Annotated in this window: 39 protein-coding genes; 35 read left to right on the top strand and 4 right to left on the bottom strand. The window is 71.4% G+C overall.

Features of this window, described 5'->3' with window-relative positions; genetic code table 11:
- The first annotated feature begins 29 nt into the window (after positions 1-29).
- The 10 genes from ACYQ8Q_RS37410 (at position 30) to ACYQ8Q_RS37365 (ending at position 4,870) form a co-directional block, all read left to right on the top strand.
- Positions 30-530, top strand: coding sequence for a hypothetical protein (locus ACYQ8Q_RS37410; RefSeq protein WP_460071119.1), 501 nt, complete (start codon positions 30-32; stop codon positions 528-530).
- Positions 527-847 (top strand): hypothetical protein, encoded by a 321-nt coding sequence (locus ACYQ8Q_RS37405; RefSeq protein ID WP_460071118.1) that lies wholly within the window; start codon positions 527-529, stop codon positions 845-847. The genes ACYQ8Q_RS37410 and ACYQ8Q_RS37405 overlap by 4 nt, the downstream gene beginning before the upstream one ends.
- A 71-nt stretch (positions 848-918) precedes the next feature.
- The gene (locus tag ACYQ8Q_RS37400; protein WP_460071117.1) at positions 919-1,311 is read left to right on the top strand and encodes a DUF4326 domain-containing protein; all 393 of its coding nucleotides are present in this window, start codon (positions 919-921) and stop codon (positions 1,309-1,311) included.
- An 88-nt stretch (positions 1,312-1,399) separates the two neighbouring features.
- Complete coding sequence (locus ACYQ8Q_RS37395) at positions 1,400-2,290, top strand: hypothetical protein (protein WP_460071116.1); 891 nt, start codon at positions 1,400-1,402, stop codon at positions 2,288-2,290.
- Positions 2,284-2,520, top strand: a complete 237-nt coding sequence (locus ACYQ8Q_RS37390; RefSeq protein ID WP_460071115.1) for a hypothetical protein — start codon at positions 2,284-2,286, stop codon at positions 2,518-2,520. Before ACYQ8Q_RS37395 ends, ACYQ8Q_RS37390 begins: the two co-directional genes overlap by 7 nt.
- A complete protein-coding gene (locus tag ACYQ8Q_RS37385) occupies positions 2,517-2,906 on the top strand; it encodes an SLOG family protein (RefSeq protein ID WP_460071114.1) in 390 nt (129 codons plus the stop codon). The genes ACYQ8Q_RS37390 and ACYQ8Q_RS37385 overlap by 4 nt, the downstream gene beginning before the upstream one ends.
- Positions 2,903-3,094, top strand: a complete 192-nt coding sequence (locus ACYQ8Q_RS37380) for a hypothetical protein (RefSeq protein ID WP_460071113.1) — start codon at positions 2,903-2,905, stop codon at positions 3,092-3,094. The genes ACYQ8Q_RS37385 and ACYQ8Q_RS37380 overlap by 4 nt, the downstream gene beginning before the upstream one ends.
- On the top strand, positions 3,091-3,903 hold the full coding sequence (locus ACYQ8Q_RS37375; protein WP_460071112.1) for a hypothetical protein: 813 nt from the start codon (positions 3,091-3,093) through the stop codon (positions 3,901-3,903). Before ACYQ8Q_RS37380 ends, ACYQ8Q_RS37375 begins: the two co-directional genes overlap by 4 nt.
- A complete protein-coding gene (locus tag ACYQ8Q_RS37370; RefSeq protein WP_460071111.1) occupies positions 3,900-4,148 on the top strand; it encodes a sigma factor-like helix-turn-helix DNA-binding protein in 249 nt (82 codons plus the stop codon). Before ACYQ8Q_RS37375 ends, ACYQ8Q_RS37370 begins: the two co-directional genes overlap by 4 nt.
- Entirely contained in the window at positions 4,145-4,870 is a 726-nt protein-coding gene (locus tag ACYQ8Q_RS37365) for a DUF6085 family protein (protein ID WP_460071110.1), read from the top strand. The genes ACYQ8Q_RS37370 and ACYQ8Q_RS37365 overlap by 4 nt, the downstream gene beginning before the upstream one ends.
- Positions 4,871-4,933: 63 nt before the next feature.
- Here ACYQ8Q_RS37365 and ACYQ8Q_RS37360 read toward each other — a convergent pair whose 3' ends face one another.
- Positions 4,934-5,365, bottom strand: coding sequence for a helix-turn-helix transcriptional regulator (locus tag ACYQ8Q_RS37360; protein ID WP_460071109.1), 432 nt, complete (start codon positions 5,363-5,365; stop codon positions 4,934-4,936).
- Between the two features lie 176 nt (positions 5,366-5,541).
- Here ACYQ8Q_RS37360 and ACYQ8Q_RS37355 point away from each other — a divergent pair, with 176 nt between their 5' ends.
- The 7 genes from ACYQ8Q_RS37355 to ACYQ8Q_RS37325 all read left to right on the top strand — a co-directional run bounded on the left by ACYQ8Q_RS37355 (position 5,542) and on the right by ACYQ8Q_RS37325 (position 11,843).
- The gene (locus tag ACYQ8Q_RS37355) at positions 5,542-5,769 is read left to right on the top strand and encodes a hypothetical protein (protein ID WP_460071108.1); all 228 of its coding nucleotides are present in this window, start codon (positions 5,542-5,544) and stop codon (positions 5,767-5,769) included.
- Between the two features lie 157 nt (positions 5,770-5,926).
- On the top strand, positions 5,927-6,109 hold the full coding sequence (locus ACYQ8Q_RS37350) for a hypothetical protein (RefSeq protein ID WP_460071107.1): 183 nt from the start codon (positions 5,927-5,929) through the stop codon (positions 6,107-6,109).
- Between the two features lie 18 nt (positions 6,110-6,127).
- Positions 6,128-7,117, top strand: a complete 990-nt coding sequence (locus ACYQ8Q_RS37345; RefSeq protein WP_460071106.1) for a hypothetical protein — start codon at positions 6,128-6,130, stop codon at positions 7,115-7,117.
- A gap of 628 nt (positions 7,118-7,745) precedes the next feature.
- Complete coding sequence (locus ACYQ8Q_RS37340; protein WP_460071105.1) at positions 7,746-8,678, top strand: hypothetical protein; 933 nt, start codon at positions 7,746-7,748, stop codon at positions 8,676-8,678.
- A 20-nt stretch (positions 8,679-8,698) separates the two neighbouring features.
- Entirely contained in the window at positions 8,699-10,780 is a 2,082-nt protein-coding gene (locus ACYQ8Q_RS37335) for a hypothetical protein (RefSeq protein WP_460071104.1), read from the top strand.
- A gap of 12 nt (positions 10,781-10,792) precedes the next feature.
- Positions 10,793-11,275: a hypothetical protein gene (locus ACYQ8Q_RS37330; RefSeq protein ID WP_460071103.1), complete on the top strand. Its 483-nt coding sequence runs from the start codon at positions 10,793-10,795 to the stop codon at positions 11,273-11,275.
- A 157-nt stretch (positions 11,276-11,432) separates the two neighbouring features.
- On the top strand, positions 11,433-11,843 hold the full coding sequence (locus ACYQ8Q_RS37325) for a hypothetical protein (protein WP_460071102.1): 411 nt from the start codon (positions 11,433-11,435) through the stop codon (positions 11,841-11,843).
- Positions 11,844-11,893: 50 nt separating this feature from the next.
- Here the strand turns inward: ACYQ8Q_RS37325 and ACYQ8Q_RS37320 are convergent, their stop codons facing one another.
- From ACYQ8Q_RS37320 to ACYQ8Q_RS37310, 3 genes are read right to left on the bottom strand one after another with little or no spacing between them, the layout of a single operon-like run.
- On the bottom strand, positions 11,894-12,103 hold the full coding sequence (locus ACYQ8Q_RS37320; protein WP_460071101.1) for a hypothetical protein: 210 nt from the start codon (positions 12,101-12,103) through the stop codon (positions 11,894-11,896).
- Positions 12,100-12,438: a hypothetical protein gene (locus ACYQ8Q_RS37315; RefSeq protein WP_460071100.1), complete on the bottom strand. Its 339-nt coding sequence runs from the start codon at positions 12,436-12,438 to the stop codon at positions 12,100-12,102. Before ACYQ8Q_RS37315 ends, ACYQ8Q_RS37320 begins: the two co-directional genes overlap by 4 nt.
- On the bottom strand, positions 12,435-12,716 hold the full coding sequence (locus ACYQ8Q_RS37310; protein ID WP_460071099.1) for a hypothetical protein: 282 nt from the start codon (positions 12,714-12,716) through the stop codon (positions 12,435-12,437). Before ACYQ8Q_RS37310 ends, ACYQ8Q_RS37315 begins: the two co-directional genes overlap by 4 nt.
- A 122-nt stretch (positions 12,717-12,838) precedes the next feature.
- Between ACYQ8Q_RS37310 and ACYQ8Q_RS37305 the strand changes: the two genes are divergently transcribed.
- The 18 genes from ACYQ8Q_RS37305 (at position 12,839) to ACYQ8Q_RS37220 (ending at position 23,602) form a co-directional block, all read left to right on the top strand.
- Entirely contained in the window at positions 12,839-13,192 is a 354-nt protein-coding gene (locus ACYQ8Q_RS37305) for a DUF6011 domain-containing protein (protein ID WP_460071098.1), read from the top strand.
- A gap of 13 nt (positions 13,193-13,205) precedes the next feature.
- Positions 13,206-13,535 (top strand): hypothetical protein, encoded by a 330-nt coding sequence (locus tag ACYQ8Q_RS37300; protein WP_460071097.1) that lies wholly within the window; start codon positions 13,206-13,208, stop codon positions 13,533-13,535.
- A 120-nt stretch (positions 13,536-13,655) separates the two neighbouring features.
- Entirely contained in the window at positions 13,656-13,895 is a 240-nt protein-coding gene (locus ACYQ8Q_RS37295) for a hypothetical protein (RefSeq protein WP_460071096.1), read from the top strand.
- Between the two features lie 49 nt (positions 13,896-13,944).
- Positions 13,945-14,682, top strand: a complete 738-nt coding sequence (locus ACYQ8Q_RS37290; protein ID WP_460071095.1) for a PP2C family protein-serine/threonine phosphatase — start codon at positions 13,945-13,947, stop codon at positions 14,680-14,682.
- A gap of 23 nt (positions 14,683-14,705) precedes the next feature.
- A complete protein-coding gene (locus tag ACYQ8Q_RS37285) occupies positions 14,706-15,176 on the top strand; it encodes a hypothetical protein (protein ID WP_460071094.1) in 471 nt (156 codons plus the stop codon).
- A 161-nt stretch (positions 15,177-15,337) separates the two neighbouring features.
- A complete protein-coding gene (locus ACYQ8Q_RS37280; protein WP_460071093.1) occupies positions 15,338-15,979 on the top strand; it encodes a hypothetical protein in 642 nt (213 codons plus the stop codon).
- A gap of 100 nt (positions 15,980-16,079) precedes the next feature.
- On the top strand, positions 16,080-16,643 hold the full coding sequence (locus ACYQ8Q_RS37275) for a hypothetical protein (protein WP_460071092.1): 564 nt from the start codon (positions 16,080-16,082) through the stop codon (positions 16,641-16,643).
- Positions 16,644-16,674: 31 nt separating this feature from the next.
- On the top strand, positions 16,675-17,697 hold the full coding sequence (locus ACYQ8Q_RS37270) for an NAD-dependent epimerase/dehydratase family protein (RefSeq protein WP_460071091.1): 1,023 nt from the start codon (positions 16,675-16,677) through the stop codon (positions 17,695-17,697).
- On the top strand, positions 17,694-17,915 hold the full coding sequence (locus ACYQ8Q_RS37265) for a hypothetical protein (protein ID WP_460071090.1): 222 nt from the start codon (positions 17,694-17,696) through the stop codon (positions 17,913-17,915). The genes ACYQ8Q_RS37270 and ACYQ8Q_RS37265 overlap by 4 nt, the downstream gene beginning before the upstream one ends.
- Positions 17,908-18,585 (top strand): glycosyltransferase family 2 protein, encoded by a 678-nt coding sequence (locus ACYQ8Q_RS37260; protein ID WP_460071089.1) that lies wholly within the window; start codon positions 17,908-17,910, stop codon positions 18,583-18,585. The genes ACYQ8Q_RS37265 and ACYQ8Q_RS37260 overlap by 8 nt, the downstream gene beginning before the upstream one ends.
- Before the next feature lie 13 nt (positions 18,586-18,598).
- Entirely contained in the window at positions 18,599-19,414 is an 816-nt protein-coding gene (locus ACYQ8Q_RS37255) for an NAD-dependent epimerase/dehydratase family protein (protein WP_460071088.1), read from the top strand.
- Entirely contained in the window at positions 19,411-20,082 is a 672-nt protein-coding gene (locus ACYQ8Q_RS37250) for a glycosyltransferase domain-containing protein (RefSeq protein ID WP_460071087.1), read from the top strand. Before ACYQ8Q_RS37255 ends, ACYQ8Q_RS37250 begins: the two co-directional genes overlap by 4 nt.
- The gene (locus tag ACYQ8Q_RS37245; protein ID WP_460071086.1) at positions 20,079-20,339 is read left to right on the top strand and encodes a hypothetical protein; all 261 of its coding nucleotides are present in this window, start codon (positions 20,079-20,081) and stop codon (positions 20,337-20,339) included. The genes ACYQ8Q_RS37250 and ACYQ8Q_RS37245 overlap by 4 nt, the downstream gene beginning before the upstream one ends.
- Positions 20,339-20,779 (top strand): methyltransferase domain-containing protein, encoded by a 441-nt coding sequence (locus ACYQ8Q_RS37240; RefSeq protein WP_460071085.1) that lies wholly within the window; start codon positions 20,339-20,341, stop codon positions 20,777-20,779. The genes ACYQ8Q_RS37245 and ACYQ8Q_RS37240 overlap by 1 nt, the downstream gene beginning before the upstream one ends.
- On the top strand, positions 20,779-21,027 hold the full coding sequence (locus ACYQ8Q_RS37235) for a hypothetical protein (protein WP_460071084.1): 249 nt from the start codon (positions 20,779-20,781) through the stop codon (positions 21,025-21,027). Before ACYQ8Q_RS37240 ends, ACYQ8Q_RS37235 begins: the two co-directional genes overlap by 1 nt.
- 8 nt (positions 21,028-21,035) lie before the next feature.
- A complete protein-coding gene (locus ACYQ8Q_RS37230; RefSeq protein WP_460071083.1) occupies positions 21,036-21,608 on the top strand; it encodes a glycosyltransferase family 2 protein in 573 nt (190 codons plus the stop codon).
- 138 nt (positions 21,609-21,746) lie between these two features.
- Complete coding sequence (locus ACYQ8Q_RS37225) at positions 21,747-23,165, top strand: terminase large subunit domain-containing protein (protein ID WP_460071082.1); 1,419 nt, start codon at positions 21,747-21,749, stop codon at positions 23,163-23,165.
- Positions 23,166-23,170: 5 nt separating this feature from the next.
- Positions 23,171-23,602, top strand: coding sequence for a DUF1360 domain-containing protein (locus tag ACYQ8Q_RS37220; RefSeq protein ID WP_460071081.1), 432 nt, complete (start codon positions 23,171-23,173; stop codon positions 23,600-23,602).
- The last annotated feature ends 182 nt before the right edge of the window (positions 23,603-23,784 follow it).

Raw genomic sequence — 23,784 nt, 5'->3', positions numbered from 1 at the left:
CAACCCACCCACCACGAAAGGAACACCCCATGGCCAAGCTCGCCCCCAACCCGCACAGCCCCTACGCCGACGCCACCCCCGACGTCCGCCACATCTTCCCCAGCCCGATCTTCTTTCCCCAGGCCGCACCCGGCGTCCTCGCCCTCACCGCCTGCGAGGGCATGGCCGTCGTCCCCGAGCAGATGACCGAGACCGGGCCGGACGCCGAGCTGCCCGAGGGCCTGTGCCCGGACTGCGTGACCGTGATGCGGGGCGGCGAGCCCCCGGCGCGGTCCTCGTCGGAGTGCGGTCAGTGCGGCTCGGCGACCTACCACGGCGCGTTGTGCGCCCTGTGCCGCCAGGAGGGTCACGAGGACTGGTGGCCGACCCGATTGGGCGCCGACTACGTCCAACCCGCCGACCGGCCGGCCAAGTGGGCCGAGATGGCCAAGAGCCTCGCCCGTGACGGGCTGGGCGCAGCCGAGATCGCCGTCAAGCTGTGCGTCGACGAGCCGACCGTGGGCCGCCTTCTGGCCGGGGGCATCCAGTGAGCGGGCACTGCGGCTGCCGGCACTGCGCCGCCCCGGCCGCCGAGGCCGTCGCCGCGGAGCAGCACATCGAGTTGCCCACCACCCCAACCCCGATCCGCGTGCACACGGAGGGCCTGCGGCCCCAGGACTGCACCCTCCACCCCGACGGCACCCTCACCGCGGTCTTCAACGGCCAGATGCACCGCAACCTCATGAGCTTCGCCGAGATGCGGGAGCGGAACTGGCGGCACGCCCGCATCGAGTTCAACCCGCCGCCGCTCTGCGAGGAGCCCGAGACGCCGCTGGCCGCCGAGGCCGTGCAGGACTCCCTGATCTGACAGCCCGGGCGTGCAGCAATCACGCCCGGGCCTGGCCCGAACCGTACCGCCCAACCCTGAAGGAACGCGTGATGACCATCCGACAGATCGCCCTCGACACCGAGCCCCGCCGCCTCCAACGCCGCCGCACCAAGGGCTGGCGCGCCCCGGCTGACGCCAAGTACGTCGGCCGCGGCACCCCCTGGGGCAACCCCTACGCCGTCAAGCAGTGCGGCCACACCCACGCTGTCGTCGACACCCGCACCGACGCCGTCATCTTCGGCGGCCGCAGCGACACCGAAGCCCGCCGGGTCGCCGTCGACTGGTACCGGGCCTGGGCCGCCACCCAGTCCGGCCTCCTCGCCGCCGCGCGGCGGCAGCTCGCGGGCCGGGACCTCATGTGCTGGTGCCCGCTCCCGGAGCCCGGCGACCCGGACCACTGCCACGCCGCCGTCCTGCTGGAACTCGCCAACACCGCCGCCTGACCAATCAGCGGCCCACAGGCCGGCCGCCCCTGAGGCAGACAGGGGCGGCCGTGCCCTACATCCCAACACGCCACCCAGGAGCAGCACCATGACCACACCCGTCATCCGCCGCCGCAAGAAGCCCGTCGAGGTCGACACCATCCAGTGGACCGGCAACAACGAAGCCGCCGTCCAGGCCTTCACCGGCGGCGCGAGCAACTTCTACGCCCTCGACGACGCCGACCGGGAGAACTGCGACGACCCCGAGGCCACGGCCACGGTCTACGACAAGCTGCACTCCACCTGGGTCCTCGTCTACACCGGGCAGCACATCGTGCGCGGCGTGAAGGGCGAGTTCTACCCCGTCGCTGAGGACGTCCTCGCCGAGACCTACGAGGCCGCCACCGTTCCGTCGGCCGCGCCGTACGAGCAGCTCGCCGACCGCCTCGACCAGGAACACGCCCGCCGCATCAAGGCCGCCTGGTCCCCGACCGAGCACACGGCGGCCGAGGAGTGGAGCAGCGTGGCCGCCTTCGTCCGCGGCCTGGCCCGCGAGGAGCAGCCCTCCGCCAACCAGGCCCACAGCACGCTGATGCAGGCACACGTCGCCCTCGCCGCCCAAGCGGGACGCGACCAGGCCGCCATCGATCGTGTGCTGGAGTTCGCGGCCAGCCTTGACGACGTCGGCCGCCGGCTCGCCGGACCGGACGCGGTGCACCCGGTGGCCGCGCGTATCCGGTACCTGCTGGAGCGGCCTGTTGGCGGGGAGCAGCCCGACACCCGGCCGCCGCTCCACAGCGAGATCTCCTGGGTGCTCCAGGTCCAGTACAAGCCCGACGGCCCGTGGAGCGACCACACCGCAGACCTGTTCTCGCTCCCGCAGGCACAGGAGTTCCTTGCCGCCCGGCGCACCGCCAACCCGAAGTGCCAGTACCGGCTCATCCGGGTGACGGCCACGACCACGGTCGAGGCCGAGCACACCGAGGTGGCCCCGTGCTGATCGCCGAAGCCATTGACGCCCTCGTCAACCTCGGCTGGTGGCTCCTCGGCTGGATCCTCGTCCTCGGCGCTGCCGCGGCCGTCGTCCTCCTCGCCGGGAGCGCCGTCGGCGCCTGGGCCGTGCGCGGCATCTGGCGCACCACGGTCCGTCCGGCCTGGGCCCGCGGCTGCCGGGCCAGCCGCCGTATCGCCCACCGCACCCGCAAGCACGATTACCGGGAAGCCGCATGAAGCCCTACCGCATCCTCGTCACCGGCAGCCGCGACTGGCGCGACGCTGACGCCGTCTTCGGTGCCCTCCACGAGGCACGAATCGGCCCTGGCGCGGCGCATGGTCTCGTGGTCGTGCACGGCGCCTGCCCCACTGGGGCGGACGCACTGGCGAGGGGGTGGGCCCGCCTTCACGACGAGCTGGGCGTCATTGAGGAGGCCCACCCCGCGCGGTGGCGCGTCAACGGCGTCCTCGACCGTGCGGCCGGGTTCCGCCGCAACGCCGAGATGGTTGCCCTTGGTGCGGACGTCTGCCTCGCCTTCATCAAGGACGGCTCCCGGGGCGCCTCCCACACCGCTGGTCTCGCCGAGCAGGCCAGCATTCCGACGAGGCGGTGGACGGCATGAGCGCCGAGCAACTCGCCCTCGGCTGCGACCCGGCATGGCTCAACGAGGACGACTACGACGCCCTCTGCGCACTCGGCTCAGCACTCCTCCACGACCCCCTCCGACACCGCGACCTGAGAGGCCAGGGCCTCACCTCCATGGAGATCCACACCATGACCGACGTGCCCCTCGTAGGGAGCTACCTATGACCCGCCACCTCGCCGTCGCCACGGCCTGCCTCACCATCGCGCTCGCCGAGCTGGCCGGCGCGGCCTGGCTCGCCGTCCACCACGCCTGGTGGACAGCGGCCCTCACCGCCTGCACCGCGCCCAGCTTCCTCGCCATCGCCGCCGGCGCCCGCCGCGCGCACCACCGGGCCCGGGCCGAGGAGCAGCACGACGAGCCCGACACCTGCCACCTCGTCGACGTCGACGGCGAGGCCGTCCTCGTCCGCGGCGCCGGAGACTTCACCGCCCAGGACGCCTCGTTCTACGCCGAGGTCGTGAGCGCCGCCAAGCGGAAGCACGCCGCCGAGCACCCGACGCCCGCGGCCCCCGAACGAAGCGATCTGCACATCACATCGTGGAAGTGCCCGTTCTGCGTCGGCGGCATCGAGCCCAGCGACGACGGCCAAGGCCGCTACCGCTGCATGCACTGCACCGGCACCGGCCTCACCGACCAGCCCTGCGGCCCGGCCGAACGGGCCCCACGGCCGCCCGGCGTGATGCGCGCCCCGTGCGCCGACTGCGCGTTCCGGCCCGGCTCACCCGAACTGGAGGAGAACGGCGCCCGCCTCCCGGAAGACGAACCCTTCTTCTGCCACCAGGGCCTGCCCATCTCCGCGTTCGGCGCCTACACCCCGACCGCCGCATTTCGGGGCCTGCCGCTCGGCGCGATGGTGTGCGCCGGCTGGTGGGCGCTGCGCACCGGGGAGACGCCGCCGTCGAAGCCGTACCGGGAGGTGCCGGTCACGGAGGACCAGGTGGAGGAGCGGTGGGGCCGGAGGCAGCAGGCATGAACCGCAGTACCGTCCTCAGCCCACGCCAGGCCCAGGCCCTCGCGGCCGCCGCGACCGGGGCCACCCTTCGTGAGATCGCCGAGCGGCTCGACATCACCCGCGAGTACGTGTCCGTGCTCCTGACCGGGGCGTACCGGCGGCTCGGTGTCGACCAGCTGCCCCGCAGTGAGAAGCGGCCCGCGGCAGTCCGGGAGGCCGTGCGACGCGGCCTCATCCCCGACCTCAGCAAGGAGATCTCACGGTGACTGAGCCGACACTGCCGCGCTCCACTGCGCCGGCTGCAGCCGCGCACCCGCTCGTTCAAGGCCGCTGCCCCGCCTGCGGAGGTTCCTCCCTCTTCCTCGGCTCCGGCGGCTACATCACCTGCTCACGCCTGGACTGCCCGCAGCCCGATGCTGCCACCGAAGTGATCGCCGACTTCTGGGAGGCCCGGCAGCACGGCGCGTTCACGTTCTGCTCGCAGAGCGTCGGGCACGTCACGATGGCCGCATTCGCCCGGAAGATCAGCGAGAAGCGGGCTGCGCTTGCTCAGCGCGAGTCAGCCGTCCGGTACGCCAACGAGCAGAAGCAGCGCGCCGACCGCGCCGAGGCTGGCCTCAACCGCGTCCGCGCGTATGCCGACAGGCTCGACACCACGGGCAACGGGACCGACATCGAAGCCGACAGCCTGCGCCGCGCGGCAGCCACCGGCATCCGCAATGCCGTCGCCGATTCCGCCCCGGCGGCGGCCCAAGCAACCGAGCTTGAGACGACCGCTCGCGTCCTCGCCGCTCTCCACCGCTCCGCCGAGGAAGAAGTCAGCCGCGTCATCGCCCTCTACGAGCGGTGGGTGAAGGCCGGGGCGCCGCCGCTTGGGACCTCGGTCGCGCGATGGTGGGACAAGCGGCTCGTCGAGCTTCACGACGCGATCCTCCCGCCAGACCCGTCGGCCCCGACAGCGACCGAAGCGACCAGCCGCCCCACCTGACCGGCCACACGAATGCGCCCCCTACCGGACACCGGCAGGGGGCGCAGCAGTTGCACGGGGCAGCTACCCCTCCGGCTTCGGCTCCTCGGAGCTCTCTCCGGTGATCGCGTCGAGCATCGCAGCAGCCTCGGCGACCAGCTCCGGGTAGTGGTCGAGCCCGTCTTCCTCACCGCGCTCGTAGCCCTTGTGGATGTCGTAGTCGACTTCCTCGACGAGGGCGCGGACGAACTGGTCGAGCGTCTGCGGCGTCAGCCGCCATTCACGCGAGTCGACTGCGGCGGTCATGGGATCTCCTTGCTGCTGGGGCTGGGGCCTGCGCTTCTTGCGCGGCTGCTTGGGGTTCGCCTTGAAGAACGCGGCCACCTGGTCCTCACGGAACCGTGGCCGCGTGCTGCCCTCGCCCTCGACAGGCGCAGGGAAGATGCCGGTCCGCCGATACGTGTGGATCGTCTGACGGCTGACCCCGTGCTGCACCGCGATCTCGCTGGTGGTCATCAAACGCGGGCTCCCCTCTGGTTCAGGGCTCTTGGGCACGGCAACATCCTCCCTGTTCTGCTTGACGTTGTAAAGCAGAACGTGCACTCTGGAACAGCACCAACAACACGGCCCCGGTCGGTGTGAGAGCCCGGCCGGGGCCAGCCGAATCCCCTGAGCGACCAGGAGAAACGACCGTGACCAACGGTACCCACCCGCAACCCCAGCAGCCCACCCCCGCGCTGGACGCCTACGCTCAAGCCGCCCAAACCTGCCGCGACATCGCCCAGCAGACCGGCGTCCGCAACTGCGACGACAACCCCGACTGGCGCGCCGCCGAGCAGACCGCGAACACCCGCTACGACGAAGCACGCGCAGCCGGACACAGCGTCGACGAGGTCCTGAAGGCAGGCCGCCCGCAATGACCCGGCCCCGCCCGCGTACCGCCGCCGTGCTCGCCGTCCTCAGCCTCGCCACCACCATGGCCGCCCTCTGCACCACCCTCCACTGAGCCGCCGGTCTGGCGGACCACAGGTTCCCCACCCGACCCGCCAGACCGGCACCAACCACCAGGAGCACCGCATGGCACGCACCCCCACCCGCCGGCCACGCGGGCACTCCCCACTGATCGCCACCTTCCACACGCCGTTGGCGCGCTGGGGCTTCACCCTGCTGGCGTTCCTCGCCTTCGCCACCGCCCAGACCGGGCCGTTCCTGATCACCACCACCCTCGCCATCTACGCCTGGCGCCACCGCCGCCGCTGAACCCACGGAGCCGTCACCGTGAAGAAGCTGACCTGGGGACAGATCGCTGTCCTCGTTCTCGCGACCCTCCCGATGATCGCCGTGGGTGGATTCGGAGGATGGGGCACCTACACCAACATCGTCAGCGAGTTCGGCCGCGCCGCCACCGCTGCTGGCGCGGTCGCTGGCGGCGAAGGCCTCACCCTCGTCCTAGCCCTCGTCATGATCGTCCTCACCATGTTTGGCCAGTCCTCCCCGACCGTCATCCGCGTTGGCCTGTGGCTCGCCCCGCTCTCCGCCTCCGCCATGGGCGTTGCGGTCGCCGACAGCCTGACCGAACGCATCGTGTACGCACTCACGCCTCTCGGAATGTGCGGTGCCGCTGAAGGAATCGGCCTCCTCGCCCGCCGCGTCGTCGTCTACTCGACAGACGTTGACGTCGAAGCGCAGCGCCGCAACGCGGCCATCCTCCGCCGGATCGCCTTCCACCGGGCGCGCGCCGAACGCCACCCCTGGAAGTGGGTACGCAAGGTGTCCGAACTCGTGGCGTGGCGGCTCATGGGACGGCTCGGCCACGGCGACGCCACCCTCGGTAGCGCCCTCACCGACGTCCAGAACACCCGCATCACCGACGGCGCCAACACCGCGCTCGCCGGGATGCTCGGTAGCGCCACCAACGCGCCGGCCGTAGCGGGCCCCGCCACCCCGGCAATCCCCGTAGCGCCCGCAGCCGCCACACCGCGGCCCGCGCGTAGCGCCACGCCGGCCAAGACCGCCACGCCTCCCGCCACCGGCACCGCCGCCCCCGCGGCCGCCACCGACGGGGGTGGCGAGCCGCGCTACGAGCCCGGCACCGCACAGTACGTCGTCCGCCAGCTGTGGCAGCAGCTCGGCCACCAGCCCGTGCAGTCCGCGATCGTCACCGCCCTCGGAGATGCCGGGCTCGCGAACAGCGAGCAGCAGGCCCGCAAGATCCGCGCGCAGGTCCGCCGCGAGAACCCCGCCCTGCCCGGACCGCGCGCAGCCTGACCCCAACCGCGACTGCAGCCGTACCCGCCCGCACCCCCACCGACCAGCGCCGACAGCCCATCCACGCCCCGAGTGTGACTGCAGTCAGACTCCAGTCACAGTGAAGGAGCCCCACCCCGTGGCCCGCACCGAAGCCCCGCCCACCGAGGCCAAGGCACCCCCCACACCGGCCCCCGACCCGCCCGCCGAGGCCGCGCCCCGGCCGTCCCCGGTCCTCGCCTGGCCGGCCGAATGGCCCGTCCCCGAACTCCCCGAACCTGAGCCGCGGCGCCGCCGCGGCCGCGGGCTGCCCATGGCCCCAGTCCTGGCCGGCGCCAGCAACGCCACCGCGCTCACCGCCACGGCCGCCTACAGTGCGGGCGGTCCGGTAGCGGCTGCCGCCACGGGCGCGGTGGTGGCGGTCGGCGCTACGGCTGCGGCGCTTCGTCGGCGTGCCGCGGTGCGGCGTAGCGTGGCGGCCCGTTCCGGCCGCGCCACCGGGGGCGGTAGCGGGAGCGCCACGCGTAGCGGTGGCGGGAGCGGGTCGGCTGGCGGCGGTAGCGGGGCACGTCGTAGCGGCCGTAGCGGGTCGGGTAGCGGTGGCGCTACACGCCCCGGTAGCGGCCACTCGTGGCGCCGTAGCGGCTCCTTGCTGAGCGCCCCCCGTAGCGGCGCGAACGACAAAGGCATCGGCTCCGGTAGCGGGCGCCCCCACATCCAGTCCGGCCGCCACGGGGGCGCGAGCCTGCGCCACAACCGCGGCATCGACAAGGCGCTCCGCAAGCAGAAGACCCGATCCGACAAGGCCGCCGCGAAAGCCGCCAGGCGAGCCATCCGGCAGGCTGCCAAAGACCTCACCGCGAAAGCCGAGAAGACCGGCAAGAGCCACGCCCTCAAAGCCGCCACCGGGCGGGCCGCACGAGCCGCCTGGAACGCTGCCCGCCCGCTCGCCACCCGCGCCGCGACCGCCGTCAAGAAGACCGCCCGCAGCATCCCCGGCGCCCTGTGGGACGGCCTGTGTGCGGCCACGGCAGCCGGATGGGCGTGGCTGCGCCGCGACCGGCACGCCGCCCTCGACCGCCTCAAAGCCGTCTGGAAACGCCGCCGCAAAACCCGCCACAACAACGAGCAGCCCGACACCGACACCACACCCGCGGTCGCCGACAGCGTCCGGCGCCCCACCACCCCACCCCCCGCCACCCCTTCTGGAGGAACCCGCATGTCCGGTGGAGGACACCACTTCGTCGCACCCGCCATGGAACTCGCCCGCGCCGCCGCCAACTACCAGCCGCAAGGGATGCTGCAAGTCGGCGCCGACTTCGCCGGTCTGGAGGAAGCGCTCCGCCTTCACGCCGAAGCCATGAAGATCACGGTGGAGAACGCGGACGCCCACCAGCCCCTCGACCCGCGGATCGTCGACCTCATGCGGCAGATCCACGGCCTCCAGCTGAAGGCCGCCGAACTCGCCGCCGAACTCCCGCCCGCGTTCGAGCAGCTCCACCAGGTCGACCTCGACCGGCTCCGCAACCCCCGCAAGGGCGTCCAGGGCGAACGCATGTGGGACGTCTCCACCAACCTCTGACCAGCATCAGGAGCAACGTCGTGAAGCTCGACTGGGACGCCAAGCACGGCCCCGTCACCGGCCCCATCAACACCGGCGTCGCCGCCCTCGCCGTCGGCTACGCCGGTCACGTCACCGGCATGCCGTGGCAGTGGGCCGCCCTCACCGCCACGGCCGGCGCCGTAGGCACACACATCGCCGGCCGCCGTCGTCAGGTCACCCGGTCCACGCTTGCGCTGCGGGCGGCCGGGTGGCTGGGGGCGGGCGGCTGGTGCTCGTGGGCCATCATCAACGGGCCGTGGACCCAGGCTGGTGTCGGCTCGCTGCTGGCCGGTGTCCTCGGCCTGGGCGCGGCAATGGCCGGGGCACACCACGTCGAGCGCAAGGCTGAGGAGCAGCGCGTCGAAGCCGAGGCGGCAGCGCGCCGGGCCACCCTCGACGGGAAACGCCAGAAGATCGCCGACGAGTGGGAAGACCGCATCGTCCGCGTCTGCACCGGCGCCGTCGTACAGATCGTCGGCGTCGAACAGTGGGAGTCCGGCGGCGGGTTCAGCCTCGACGGAGAATGCGGCCCCGGCGGCACCCGCTGGAAAGACGTCGCCCACTTCAAGGACGCCCTCGCCGCCGACGCCCGACTCCCCGAAGGCTGCGGCGTGGAAGTCGAACCCGGCGCGCACCGCGGCGCCGTCCTCATCCACGTCTCCACCGTCAACCACCTCGTCGAGGACGTGTACTACCCGGCCGACTACTCGCCGCTCACCGTCAACGAACCGGCCCCGGTGGGTGTGCGCCGCGACGGCGCGGCCGAGGGCCCGGTCAGCCGGCAGGCGTCGATGCTGATCGTCGGCCAGCGGGGCTCCGGCAAGACGAACCTGATGAACGTGATGATCGCCAACCAGTGCAGGATGGTCGACTCCATCACCTGGGTCATCGACCTCAACGGCGGTGGCCTCGCCCTGAAGTGGATGCGCGCCTGGCACGCCGCCGGACGCCCCGGCAGACCCCCGATCGACTACGTGGCCGACACCCCGGACAAGGCCCTCGCCATGGCGCGGATGCTCGTGCGGATCGCCAAGGCCCGCAAGGTCGGCTACCAGGACCGGGAGATCGCCGCCAACGACGACAAACTGCCCGTCGACCACGAGGTCCCGGAGATCCGCGTCTTCAACGACGAGGGCGCCGAGATTTTTTCCACCCGTTCCCGCCGTGACGAGACCCTGCGGGCCATCGCCGACGATCTGGTGCAGACCCTGGAGATCGCCCGCGCCGCGGCCGTCAACGAGACCACATCCGGGCTGCGCGCCACCCAGGACGTGATCTCCGACCCGCAGATCCTCAAACAGTCCACGTTCAAGGCCGGGCTGAAAGTCGCCGACGACGCCGAGCTCAACTACTTCTTCGGCTACAACCACAACGTGTCCGCCGAGGACGCCCCCTACCCCGGCTGCGCGCTCGTGCGGGACGGCGACGGGCAGGTCCACCCGGTGAAGATCTACCGGCTGGAGCCGGACCAGATCCGCGCCATCGTCGAGGCCACATCCGACCGCCGCCCGGAGCTCGACGAACTGTCCCGCCGTGCCGCGGGGGAGGCGTATGAGCAGCGGTGGATGAACACCGACCACCTGTTCGGCGGTCCGGTGCCTACGCCTGCCCCGGTCGAGGAGAAGCCCGGCCCGGTGACGCCTCCGCGCGGCCGCGGCGTGACCGCGGACTGGGGCACGGCGCCCGCGGGCGGGGACGCGCAGGCCGTCATCGACCAGGCCGAAGCCGCCCGCCAGCGGCTGCACGAGGCGATGAACGAGACCGGCTCGCGGGACAACAACCTCGACGCCCAGTTCCTCGACATCCTCGCCGGCGGAGGCGTCACCTGGCAGCCGCCCGCCGCCGGCACTGCAGTCCAGCAGGGTGACGACGGCGACCCGCGGAAGCCCCTCGTGTTCGAGATCGTCCTCAAGTCCGGCGTGAACGGCATCGGGCCCGCCGCGATCCAGGACGCCATCCGGCGCCTCCACCCTGGTGTTGAGGTCCCGCACGCGGCGACGATCGGCCGCTGGCTCGGCGCCGATCCCCGTGTGCATCAGCCCAAGTACGGCCGCTACGCCATCCGCCCCGACCAGAGCTGAAGGGACCCCGTCATGCCGCCCGAGTACCAGCCGCGCACGGCCGACACTGCGATCGAGGAGCAGGCCAGCCAGTTCCTCGCCGCCCTGGACGCGATCGCCGCCGAGCAGCCCACCGCCTACCGCGACCGCACCCCGCCGCCGTCCGTCGGCACGGCTCCGCCGGTACCGCAGCCCGGGCGGCCGCCCATGAGTCAGCGGGCTGTCGACGCCAGCACGCTCATGCTGTCCGCGGGTGTCGCGTCGTTGCCGGTGGGCGCGGTGACGATCGGGATCATGCTGGCGTCCGGGCACGCCGACCCGGTCGTGATCGCTGTCCTGTGCGCGGCGCCGACCACGCTCGTGCTCGCCGTGGCGCGGCTGGTGCGGCGGGCGAAGGAGACGGTCGAGGCGGCGCCGGCCGTGCATCACCACCACTACAGCGGGCCGGTGCGGCAGGAGTACACGAGCGTGCGCAACGAGACCCGTGGGTTCGGACGGTCGACCACGAACCTGTAAGCCGGCCTGCCACACTGGTGGCTTGTCGCGCCGGGACCGCCCGGCACCCCGAAGGCTCACCGGGCTTCCCCCGTCTCGGTGGGCCTTCGCCCATTCCCGCCCCCGCCTGTCGGTGGCCGGCGCTACGATCCCGGCCACCTACGTCCTTGGGGGGACCATGCGCCACACCACCACCCTGCTTGCCGTCCTGCTGCTCGCCGGTGCTGCGGTCGGCTGTACGTCCGGCGGAGACACCGCTGGGGACTGCGCCGCTGTGCTCGCTGAGCGGGTCGGCGGAGATGCTGCGGACAAGCCGACCGTCGCCGAAGCGAAGGAACGGGTCGACGCGCTCGACGATGCGCTCGCGGGCATGGTCCGGTCCGGGTACGAGGGCGTGGCCAACAACGCGTTCGACGCGGTGGACAAGAAGGCCAAGGAAGGCGGGACGGGCAGGCCGGAGGCGTGCGGGGCGCTCAACGAGGACGACTACACCGCGCTGCAGATGGCCACGGCGATCGATGGTCTGGGCTGGACGGGCGATGACGGGAAGTTCGACAAGCTGAAGATGGTGGAGAGCCTGGGGAACTAGCGCTGCCACCGTCGTGCAGAGGCCCCGCACCGGATCGGGCGGGGCCTCCGTCATGCCGTGGGCTCGTCGAGTGCGGTGGCGACGGCGCGGCGTACCGAGTCGGCTGCCCAGCTGATGCCGTTCGCCTCGATCACCTCGGCGACGTACAGGACTTGGATCAGGGCGCGGTTGGCGCGGTCGAGACGGTCGCGTAGTGCATCGCGCGCGACGTCCGCGTCCCCCAGCTCGCGGGCCAGGATCTCGGCGAGGTCAGCGCTCACGTGGTCTCCTCGTCCGGGCGCACCACACCCGCGCTCGGCGGCCACACGTCGAAGGCGCAGTTCGGTTCTCGGCCGTCGATCTCCTCGAACCCCGCGCCCAACGGCTCCAGCACGTCCATCAGCCGGTTGGCGAGAGTCTGCGCCTGACCCCACTGCTCATAGCTGCCCTGCCCCGTGTAGTGCGCGGTCACCTCGACGCGGGCCGCGCCTGGTGCGCTGCTGGCCTTGACGGCGAAGCCGGTCGTCGTGAAGTACTCCGCCGGACGCAGGGACGGCAGGGCCGTGTATCCCGCTGCGGCAAGCTGCTGGGTGACCCACTCGGCTGCATCGCTCATGTGGTGGTCTCCTCGTTGCTCACCGGGCGCTCCGGGGCCAGCTTGCCCACGGTCGGCGGCCTCTTCCGCTCGACCCCCAGGGCGCGGGCCCTGCGGCGGAACACCTCAGGCGTGAGCCCAGTCCAGGCGGCGAGCTGGCCGACAGTGGCGCCGGCCTTCAGCTCGCGGTCGGCGGCTTCCAGCATCTCGGGCTTGAGCGCACGCTCGCCCTCGTAGTGGGCCTTGTAGCGGGCGAACGTCTCGGCGGCGTCGGTCGCGGGTGTGTGGTCCTTCAGCATGCCTCCATCTTGGCACGATGCGTAGCCCTACAGGAAGAGCTACGTGTAGCCCTATTGACAGGGCTACACGTAGGCCTCATGATGGAGTCATCGCAAGGGAGCACCGCACCAAGGGGGCAGCAATGCAGAACACCACCACCCACCAGCACACCAACTGCCTCCGCTGCGGCCGCACCCTCACCTCCGCCAAGTCGACCGCCACCGGATACGGCCCCACCTGCCAGCGCAAGGTCCGCGAAGCCGCCAAGGCCGAAATCGTCGCCCAGTACAAGCCGCACCAGGTCGCCAAGGCCGAAGAGCTCATCGAGCAGGGCGGCCTCATCCCGCTCCGGGGCCAGATCTTCCTCGCCGTCTCCTCCGACGGCAGCCAGACCTACAAGACCCACCGCGCCGCCTGCTCCTGCCCCGCCGGCATCAAGGGCATCCACCCCTGCAAGCACCGCATCGCCGCCCACATCCTCAGCCTCGCCGCCTGAACGGAGAACGACCATGACCACCGACCTCGGCCCCGGCTTCTGCTGGACCTGCGGCGAGCCGTTCGACACGAACGCCGCGCTCGACGCCCACCAGCGGGGGACCGGCCATGAGATGGACCAGCCGGACCACCCGCTGCACCAGACGACCCACACCAGCAGCAGCCGCAAGGAGACCAACCCGATGGACGAGATCGAAGACTGCACCTGCGTCGAGCACTGCGACGAGGCCCCGAAGACGGCATGCCGCCTCTCCGGCACGCCGCACGTCCACCCGGAGATCCCGGGTCGGCCCGGCGTCTACGGCCCGTGCCCTGTCCACCCGGACCGCCCCGGCGACTACTGACCGGCCGGCGGTGGCGAGGACCTCATCACCTCGCCACCGTCCTCTACCCCGTCGACTGCCCCGCCACCACCCGCATCGCCCTGCTGGCAGACGCGCTGGCCGCCTGATCGGAGCCCCGCCATGACCTACACCCCCGCCGCCGGCCACCGCGTCCACGTCACCCGCACTCCCGGCAACCACAGCAGGGTCGGCGTCATGACCGGCCTCGTCCTCGACGTCCTCACCATCGGCGGCACCCCCGGCATCCTGCACTTCCGCTGCGACCAGGGCGGCACCGTCTACCTCGCCACCAACGCCCAGATGGCGGAGATGGGCGTGGTGCAGACGATCGCGCAGATCCTCGACCGCCCGGCCGTCTGACAGCCTCCGCGCGCCGCCCCATTCCGCCATCACCGTCCAGGAGAACCACATGCGCCTCCACGCCACCGCCCAGCTCATCGGCGACCGCTCCCACCAGTGCGACGCCACCGCCACCGCAACCGCCCCGTCCGGGGCCCGCGCCTACGTCCTCCTCGACGGCATCGGCTCCACCGACGAAGTCCGCGCCTGGGTGCGCACCGCGGCGCAGCGCCTCGCTCGCGCGGCCGCCCAACGCGGCGACGCCGAGGCTGGCCTGCGCGCCGTGTACGAGCGGTACGCCGCCGAGCCGGAGCGCAGCGACCCATGGGCCCGCGACAGCGTCCCGGACGCCGCGGCGATCGTCGCCGTCACCGCCCCCGGCCGGCCGCTCACCATCGCCTGGTGCGGGGACGCCCGCGCCTACGTCCTCGTCCGCGGTACGGTCCAGCGCCTCACCCGCGACCACAACCTGCGGCGCGTCTACCCGCCGTGCGACTCGCACAACGGCGGGAACCGGAACATCATCACCTCCTACCTTGGGAACTCGGACACCGACGACGAGGTAAGGGACCGATACGGGCACCCGGCGATCGAGACGGTCACGCGCGGCGCGGAGGACTGCTGGCTGCTCCTCGCGTCCGACGGGGCGTACGAGCCGTTGGAGGACTCGTGCCGGAACCTGGCCGACTACCTGATCGGTGACCTGCGTGCCGCCGCCCTCGACTTCGTGGCGTCGGCTGTCGAGCACGTGTCGGCGCGCGCCGACAACGCGACGGTCCTGATTGCAGACCTGCGCCCCACCAACTGACCAGCCAACGAGCAGGAGAACCCGTGGACTTCAACACCGCCCTCAACAGCGTGATCGCCGACCTCACCCCGCAGCCGTGGGACTACACCACCCCCGACGGCACCACCCTCCGGGTCATCCCCGCCGGTTTGCGCGCCGACGCCGGTGAGGCCGAGGTCAACATCCGCATCACGCGCCCCGACGCTACCGGCCTCGCCGAGTTCGGCATCACCACCCCCGACAGCCGTGGCGTTGCCGAAGTTGGCGTCACGACCACGGACCTGCCCAAGGTGATCGAGGCGCTCACCGAGCGAGGGTGGTGGGCCGACAACACGTTGGTCTCCGGGGCCTTGCTGGTCGCGGCAGCCTCCGGAGGGGTGGTTGTGGGTGTCACGGAGAACCACGGCGCCGGCCAGCACGTCGACGTCGGGATCGTCCTCCCGGAGGAGCAGCGCCTGCCGCTCGCCGCCGCGCTCCGTCGGGCGTTGGACGTCGCCCGCGGCTGGGAGAGCTGACCGCCCGACATGGCAGTGGGCCCGCCCCCAACCAGGGGACGGGCCCACACCCACGCCCGCGTACACCCGATCCGGTCACAGCCCAGTCACAACCCCCACACACCCGGCAACCCGCGCCTACGCTCCCCGGCATCACAACCCGCACCAACAGGGGGCACAGCATGACCAAAAGCAAAACCACCACCACGCTCACGATTGGGATCCTCCTCCTCAGCGGCGCCACCGCCTGCAAAAACACCGCCAGCAGCGGAACCGGCACGAGCAGCAGCACCGCCACCGCGAGCAGCGACGCCAAGGACAGCAGCAAGGACGCGAGCAGCGAGACGAAGGCCGTCCCCAACTTCATCGGCATGGGCCTCCAATCCGCCCAAGACACCGCCCAAGCCGCCGGCTTCTACGCCCTCACCTCCCACGACAGCCTCGGCCGCGCCCGCAACCAGATCCTCGACCGCGACTGGAAGGTCTGCAGCCAGAACGTAGCCGCCGGCAAGACGGTATCGACGGACACCGAACTCGACTTCGGCGCCGTGAAGCTGAAGGAGACCTGCCCCAAGACCGACCAGGCCGCACCCTCGGCTGCCGGCGGGACGATGCCCGAGTTCGTCGGCAAGAGCGTGAAGGCCGCCCGCGCCGCACTCGACTCCGGAACGTCGGTCACCGTCGACGACGCATCCGGTGACAGCCGGTTCATCCTGATCGAGTCGAACTGGAAGGTCTGCACCCAGACCCCGAAGGCGGGGGCGAAGTTGAACGGTCAGCCCGTCACGTTCACCGCAGTCAAGTTCGACGAGACCTGCCCCTGACGCAGGGGCTCGCTGAGCGGCCCGGTCTGCGCCTCTGCGCGGCCGGGCCTTCCCACACCGCCGGAAGATCAACGCGCTGGAACGCGCCACACTGGGCCCCATGAGCACCTACCCGGCCCGCTGCCCCAGACGAAACCGCAACGGCCGCATGTGCTCCCACCGCGCCGGCCAAGGCACCGACCATCCTGGTCTCGGCGTCTGCATCTGGCACAACGGCAGGAACAAGAACGTAGAGGAGGCCTGGGCCATGGCCCAAGAACTCGCGGCCGAGCAGGGCGTCACTCCCCACGAGGCCCTCCTCCAGCTCGTGCGGACGGCGACCGCGCGGGCGGCGTGGACGGACACGATCATCGCCAACCGTATGCGGGAGCACGTCGAGGAAGGCGGTGACGCGCTCAAGCCGCCGAAGGACGTCCTGACGTGGCTCGGCCAGTCCCGCCTCGAACGGAAGATCGCAGCGACCACCGCGAAGCAGGCCGTCGATGCCGGCGTCATGGTCGCGCTGGAGCGCCGTCTTGATCTGGAGGGCGAGCTGGTCGCCGCCGCCCTGGCTGCCGCGCTGGACGCGCTGGAGTTGCCGCATGAGCAGCGGGTGCTGGCGCTCGGCGCGGCGCAGCAGCATCTCCTCGGCGCGGGCGGGGACGCTCCCACCTACCCGGAATGATCTTCACGGTGGGGTGTCTACCGTCCCCGCCATGAGACTCCTGCTCACCGGGGCGTCCGGGTTCGTCGGCTCCACCGTCCTCGCCCACGTGCTGGCCAACACCGACTGGCACGTGGTGTGCCCCGTCTCCTACCGGCACCACGGCGACGGCGCCCGCATCAACGCCGTCCTCGACACGTACATCGACGTACGCCGCCGGGTTGACGTCATCCCTCACGATCTCGCGCTGCCCATCACCCCCCTGATGGCGGACCGCATCGGGCCCGTGGACTACATCTGGAACATCGCCTCCGAGTCCCACGTCGACCGCAGCCTGACCGACCCGGTGCCGTTCGTCCGCAACAACGTCGAGCTGCAGCTCAACATGCTGGAATACGCCCGACAGGCGCGGCCGCGCCTGTTCCTGCAGATGTCCACCGACGAAGTCTTCGGCCCCGCCGCGCCCAGCTACCGACACCACGAGTGGGACAGCATCCGCCCCTCCAACCCCTACGCCGCGAGCAAGGCCGCGCAGGAGGCGATCGCCTACTCGTACTGGCGCGGCCTCGGCATCCCCCTCATCGTGACGAACACGATGAACCTCCTCGCCCCGTCACCGCAGGCGGCGGAGAAGTTCATCCCGAAGATCGCCCGCGCCATCTTCGGCGGGGAGAAGCTCACCGTCCACGCCTCCCCGGACGGCGCCTCCGGCTCCCGCTGCTGGGTCGACGCCCGCGACTTCGCCGCCGCCTGGCTGTGGCTCACGCAGTATTTCGACGGCGACGAGCGGCTCACCTACTACCCGACCATGCCGGACGGCCCGCTCCGCTACAACATCGTCGGCGAGGAAGCCACCAACCTCGACGTCGCCCAGCGCATGGCGGCCGCGGCCGGCCGGTCGCTGAACTACGAGCTGGTGGACTACCACTCGCAGCGGCCAGGGCACGATCACCGGTACGCGCTGGACGGCAGCAAGCTGGCCGCGCTCGGCTGGCCCGGTCCGCGGCCGTTGGACGAGACGCTGGCGGACATCGTGGAGTGGTACGCCGACAACCCGCAGTGGCTCGCCGCATGAGCGCGTCCGAGCGCGGCCCGTCGGCGCAGAACGCACAGCGGGCTCTCGACGCGGCCGACCAAGAGGTCAGGTCGATCCCTGTCGGGGAGATCAAGGCAGACGTCCTGCTGGCGCACTCGGCCAAGGCACAGGTCTTCACGAACGCTGCCATCGTTCACGCGCTCCTGGAGATCGGCGACATCTTGCGGGCGGCACTCCGGGAGTCGGCTGATGAGTGACCTCTACCGGGCCGCGGTCATCCCGACCCGGGACCGGCACGATCTCCTCGCCGACTGCATCAACTCCGTGGTGGACCAGGTCGACCGCGTCATCGTCCTAGACAACCTCTCGACACCGCCCATCGACGTCGAGCCGTGGCACGGCAAAGTCCGGGGCGTCTCGGCCCCCCTTGACCCACCGAACATCAGCACCTTCTGGAACGTGGGGATCGCCGTCGCGGACGCCGCCGCCCACCGGGCAGGCGCCGAGCAGTGGGACATCGCCGTCCTCAACTCCGACGTGGTCGTCCCTCCCGGCTGGGCGGAGGCGCTGTCCACGGCGATGCGCTCGACGACCGCGGTCCTCGCCTACCCGGACCAGCACGGCGGCCGCGAGCAGATCCTCCACACCCGGGCCGAGCCGATCGACCTGCGCCAGCGCATCACCGGCTTCGCGTTCATGCTGCGCGGCGAGCACGCGCTGCGCTTCGACGAAGACCTCGTGTGGTGGTACGGCGACGACGACGCCGACTGGCGGGCCCGGCAGGAGGGCGGCGCGCTCCTCGTCCCCGGACTCGCCGTGGAGCACCGCTGCCCGAACGGGTCGATGTACGAGCGCCCCGAACTCGCCGAGCAGGCAGGCCGCGACCGGGCCACCTTCCAACACAAGTGGGGGCGGACCCCGTGGTGAACAGGAGACACCAGTGAAGATCGCAGTCACCGGCGGGTCCGGCTTCCTCGGACAAGCCGCCATCCACGCCGCCGAGACGGCCGGGCATGAGGCGTGGTCGTTCGACCGGGCCCACGGCAACGACGTCCTCGGCGACCTCACCAACCTGTCCGGCGCCGACGTCGTCATCCACCTGGCCGGGATGCTCGGCACCTCGGAGCTGTTCGACGCGCCGGAGGCCGCGGTCCACGCCAACGTGATCGGCACCCTCCGGGTGCTGCGCTGGTGCGAGCAGCACGGCGCCGGCTATGTCGGCATCACCATGCCGCCCGTCTTCCCCTCGGTGTACACGGCGACGAAGGTGTGCGCCGACCGGCTCGCCACCGCGTGGCACGAGGCGTACGACATCCCCGTCTCCCACGTCCGCGCGTTCAACGCGTACGGGCCCGGGCAGAAGTGGGGCCCCGGGCATCCGCAGAAGATCGTGCCCACCTTCGCGCGCGCCGCGTGGGAGGGACGGCCGCTGCCGGTGTGGGGCGACGGCGAGCAGACCATGGACCTCGTCCACACCGACGACGTCGCGCGCATGCTCATCGAGGCCACCGGCCATGGGGACGACGTCACCTTCGACGCCGGCACCGGGCAGGCGGTCACGGTGAACGAGCTCGCCGAGTTCGTGCTCGAGCAGACCGGGTCGCGGGCCGGGGTAGAGCGGCTGCCGATGCGGAAGGGCGAGCGGCCGACCCGGATCGTGGCGGAGGGGGAGGGCTGGGATCGGCTGGGCTGGCGGCCGGAGCACAGTTGGGCGCGCGTGGCCGCGACGGTGGAGTGGTATCGGTCTCCGGTATGAGCGATATTGCGCTGATCACGGCGATCTACGACGGGTATGACGAGCTGAAGCCGCTGCTGCCTCAGACCGGGGTGGACGTGGAGTGGATCTGTGTCCACGACGGTCCGCCGCCGGACGCCGAGGCTGCGCGGGGGTGGACGCTGGTGTATGAGCCGCGCCCAGGCGTGCATCCGAATCGGGCGGCGAAGCACCCGAAGTACGAGCCGTGGAAGTACACGGACGCGCCCGTCAGTCTGTGGGTGGACGCGTCGTTCCGGGTGGTGTCCGACCGGTTCGCTGTCGAGGCGACGGCTGGGCTGACGGACGGCGAGCCGATCGCCCAGTTCCAGCATCCGTGGCGGGATTGCCTGTTCGAGGAGGCCAAGGAGTCGGCCGGGCTGGCGAAGTACCGGGGTGAGCCGGTGCTGGAGCAGGCCGAGTCGTACCGGCAGGCCGGGCACCCGGCCGCCTGGGGCTTGTGGGCCACCGGCGTGATCGGCCGCCGCCACACGGAGGCCGTGCGGAAGATGGGCTGGCTCTGGCTGGCGGAGACGTACCGGTGGTCCTTCCAGGACCAGATCTCGCAGCCGTTCGCGCTGCGTGAGAAGGGGCTGCGCCCGCAGGCGTGGCCGGGGAATCATCTGGCCACGCCGTGGCTGGCTTATGAGGGGAGTGCGAGGCACGGATGAGTGAGCAACTGCCGAGCGTGGGCCGGGTGGTTCACTACGTGAGTCATGGGACACCCGTCCGCGAGGACGGTACGCAGGCGTACACCGAGCAATGCCGCGCAGCGATCATCACGGGTGCGCCCGACTGTGATGCCCACATGGAGTGCGTGTCTCTCGCCGTGCTCAACCCTTCGGGCATGTTCTTTGACCAGCATGTTCCGCACAACGAGACCAGCCAGCAGCGCGGCGGCACCTGGCACTGGCCGGAGCGTGTGTGATGACGAACATCGAGATCGGCGGCGGTCACCTCGTCCAAGCCGGGTGGACCAACCTCGACCCCACCCACGGCGTCGGCGACTGGAAGCGCCCCGCCCAGGTCGTGCCCTGGCCCGCGCCGGACGGCAGCGTGGACGGGATCCGCGCCTCCCACGTCATGGAGCACATCCCGGCCGGGCAGCCCCGCATCGACGTGATGAACGAGGCGCACCGAGTCCTGTGCCCGGGCGGCGTGTTCGAGATCCGGGTGCCGAACGCGCTGTCCGGGACGTGGCACGCCTTCGCGGACCCGACGCACGTCTCCTTCTGGTGTATCCCGTCGTTCCACTACTTCGACGGGTCGTTCGCGGCGAACGCGGACTACGGGATCCGGTACTGGGAGACGTTGGAGCTGCTGATCCAGGGCGACAACGAGATCCTCTGGCGAGGGACCCCCCGGTGATGGCCACCACCCACACCAGGACTCACGTCTTCGTCTCGTTCGCGAACCCGTTCCTCGTCTGCGAGCTGTGCCGCTGGTCCGTCCCCCGCTGGCACAACAACGACAAGTGCGGCTGCGACGCCACCTTCTGGAACGAGCCCTGCGGTCACACCGCAGCGGTCACCAGCGTCTGCCCAACCTGGAACCCAGTCGACGGCTGCGCCTGCCAGAAGACCTTCGGCAAGGTCGACCACCCGGCCGCGCCATGAAGCCGGGCGTGAGTGTGGTGACTCCGTTCCACGAGCAGCGGCGCGCGAACGGAATGTTGGAGCGCGCCGCCCGCTCGGTCCGCGCCCAGACCGTCCCCGTGCAGCACGTCCTCGCCGAGGACGTCCACCACATGGGCGCGGCCATCACCCGCACCCACGGCCTCCACCTCGTCGACACCGAATGGACCGCGTTCCTCGACTCGGACGACGAGATGGACCCCGACCACATCGCACAGCTCCTCGCCTGCGCGAACGAGACGCAGGCCGACTACGTGTACCCCTGGTTCCGCGTCGTCGGCGGCACCGACCCCTTCCCCATGTTCTTCGGCCGCGCCTTCGACCCCACCTGCCCGAACTCGACGACGATCACGATCCTCGTCCGCACCGAGCTGGCCAAAGAGATCGGCTTCGCGCGAGATCCCAACGTCCAGGTCGGCGGCGAGGACTTCCAGTTCACCCTCGGCTGCATCGCCGCCGGAGCAAAGATCGTGCACCTGCCCCGCAGGAGTTGGACCTGGCACCACCACGGAGGCGGCAACACCTCCGGGCTCCCCAACCGTGGCGATGCTCGCCAACGCTGAGTGGCGGCCCTGCGCGCTTCTTCCCGGGGCCGCCAACGGGTCAATGAGGCCTCCGCCTTGGCGCACTCCCAGCATAGGAGCCAGCACTCCGACTTCGTTCCGGAGAACACCAGCGCCTGAAGCAGCCACAATCCGACCATGACCACCGAGGACCGGGCCCACGTCGCGCAACGCGCAGCCGCCGCGCTCGCCGCCCTCCTCACCCCACGCTGGCAACCCCTCCCACACCAGATCCCCCCACCCGGAAACTGGTACGGCTGGCTCCTCCTCGCCGGCCGCGGCGCCGGAAAGACCGACGCCTGCGCCGAGTACGTCGCCCGACACGTCGCCGGACCACCCTGCCTGCCCGGCCCCGTACCGCACTGGATCGGCATCATTGCCCCCACCCAAGGCGACGCCGTCACCGCCTGCGTCTCCGGACCCTCCGGCATCAAAGCCCACGACCCCACGGCCATCGGCCCGATCACCACCGCGGGCGGCACCGTCGTACGGTGGGCCAACGGCTCCCAGGCCAAGCTGTACGGCGCCAGCTCCCCCGACGACGTCGAACGCCTCCGCGCCGGCGGCAACACCTGCCTGGCGTGGCTGGAGGAGTTCGCCGCGTGGCGGTACATGCAGGAGTCGTTCGACCAGCTCCGCTTCGGTCTCCGCTCCGGGCCGCGCCCGCACTGGGTCGCCTCCACCACCCCGAAGCCGAAGCTGCTCCTCAACCGGCTCAAGAACGGCGAGGTCCCCGGCGTGGTCGCCACCCACGCCACCATGTACGAGAACCCGCACCTGCCCGCCCACATCCGGGAGATGCTCGAAGACGCCTACGCCGGCACCGACCTCGGCGAGCAGGAACTCCTCGGCCACATCCTCGACGAGGTGACCAACGCGTACTGGCGGCGCCACGCGCTTGCCGCGTCGCGCATGCAGCTGAACGCCCTCCCGGACTTGATCCGCCGCACCGTCGGCGTCGACCCGTCCGGAGGCGCCGGCGAGCAGGGCATCGTCGTGACCGCGAAGTCCGGGCTGATCCTGCCCGGCGTGCTGCCAGCCCCACAGGTAGACCCTGAGGACCCGGCCGTCCAGGCCGTCGGCACACCCCGGCCGCAGCCGCACGGCTTCGTCCTCGACGACCGCTCGTGCCAACTTCCGCCGGAGGGATGGGGCGAGCGAGCGGTGCGGGCCGCGATCGACTGGGAGGCCGACGACATCTGCGTCGAGGTGAACTATGGCGGCGATCAGGCGGTGGCGGTCATCCGCACGGCGATGGAGAAGATCGGCGTGGACATCCCGGTGCGGAAGGTGCGCGCGACGCAGGGCAAGGCGGTCCGCGCTCAGCCTGTGGCCGCACTGTCGGCGCAGGGCCGCTGGCATCACGCGGGCACGTTCCCTGAGCTGGAGGAGCAGCTGTGCACGTGGTACCCCGAGTTGGGGTGGTCGCCTGACCGGCTGGACGGGATGGTGTGGGGCGGCTGGCATACGAAGCTGGTGGGGACGGTGCCGCGTGGGCAGGGCTCGCTGGGCGGGGATGCGGCCAGAAGGCAGATCGCCGGTGGGCGGCTACGGTGACGGGCATGGATCTCTGGCTGCTGCTGCTCGTGATGTCGCTCGCCGTGTACCGGCTGACCCGCCTTGCCGTGGCCGACACGTTCCCTCCCGTGCTGTGGACGCGGGATCGACTGGTCGGAGGCTGGCGGCCGTTGACGTTGCCGGAGATGGAGAAGCACCCGCTTCCGGTCCTCGGCGAGGAGGACTCGGCCGCCACGGTGGCCGGTCTCGGAAGCGTCAGCATGATCGACGGGCGTCTGTACCGGTACGTGGAGCGGAAGCGGTGGTCGCCGTTCTGGCTGGCCGAGTTGGTCTCGTGCCCGTGGTGCGCGTCTGGCTGGATCGCTGCTGGGGTGACGGCGGCCACGTGGGCGGTGGCCGGGCTGCCGGTGCCGCTGCTGACGTGGCTGGCCGTGTGGGCGGCGGGTGCTCTGCTGGCCGCGCAGGAATGGGCGTGAGCCCGGAACGCGGGCGCCGCGCGGGCCCGTAGCATCGCGGGCGTGTGTGAGACCGGGCCCGTGGTGGTTCGGGGTGAGGGAAGAGGGCCGTCCGCGGTGGGCACTGCGGGCGGCCCTCGCCCACACCCGGAATGATCTTCACGGTGTCGCGCCTACCGTCCCCACCGAGTCGACTCACCAAC

Source organism: Streptomyces sp. YKOK-I1, from assembly GCF_054660435.1.
This window is presented reverse-complemented; position numbering and strand designations above follow the sequence as displayed.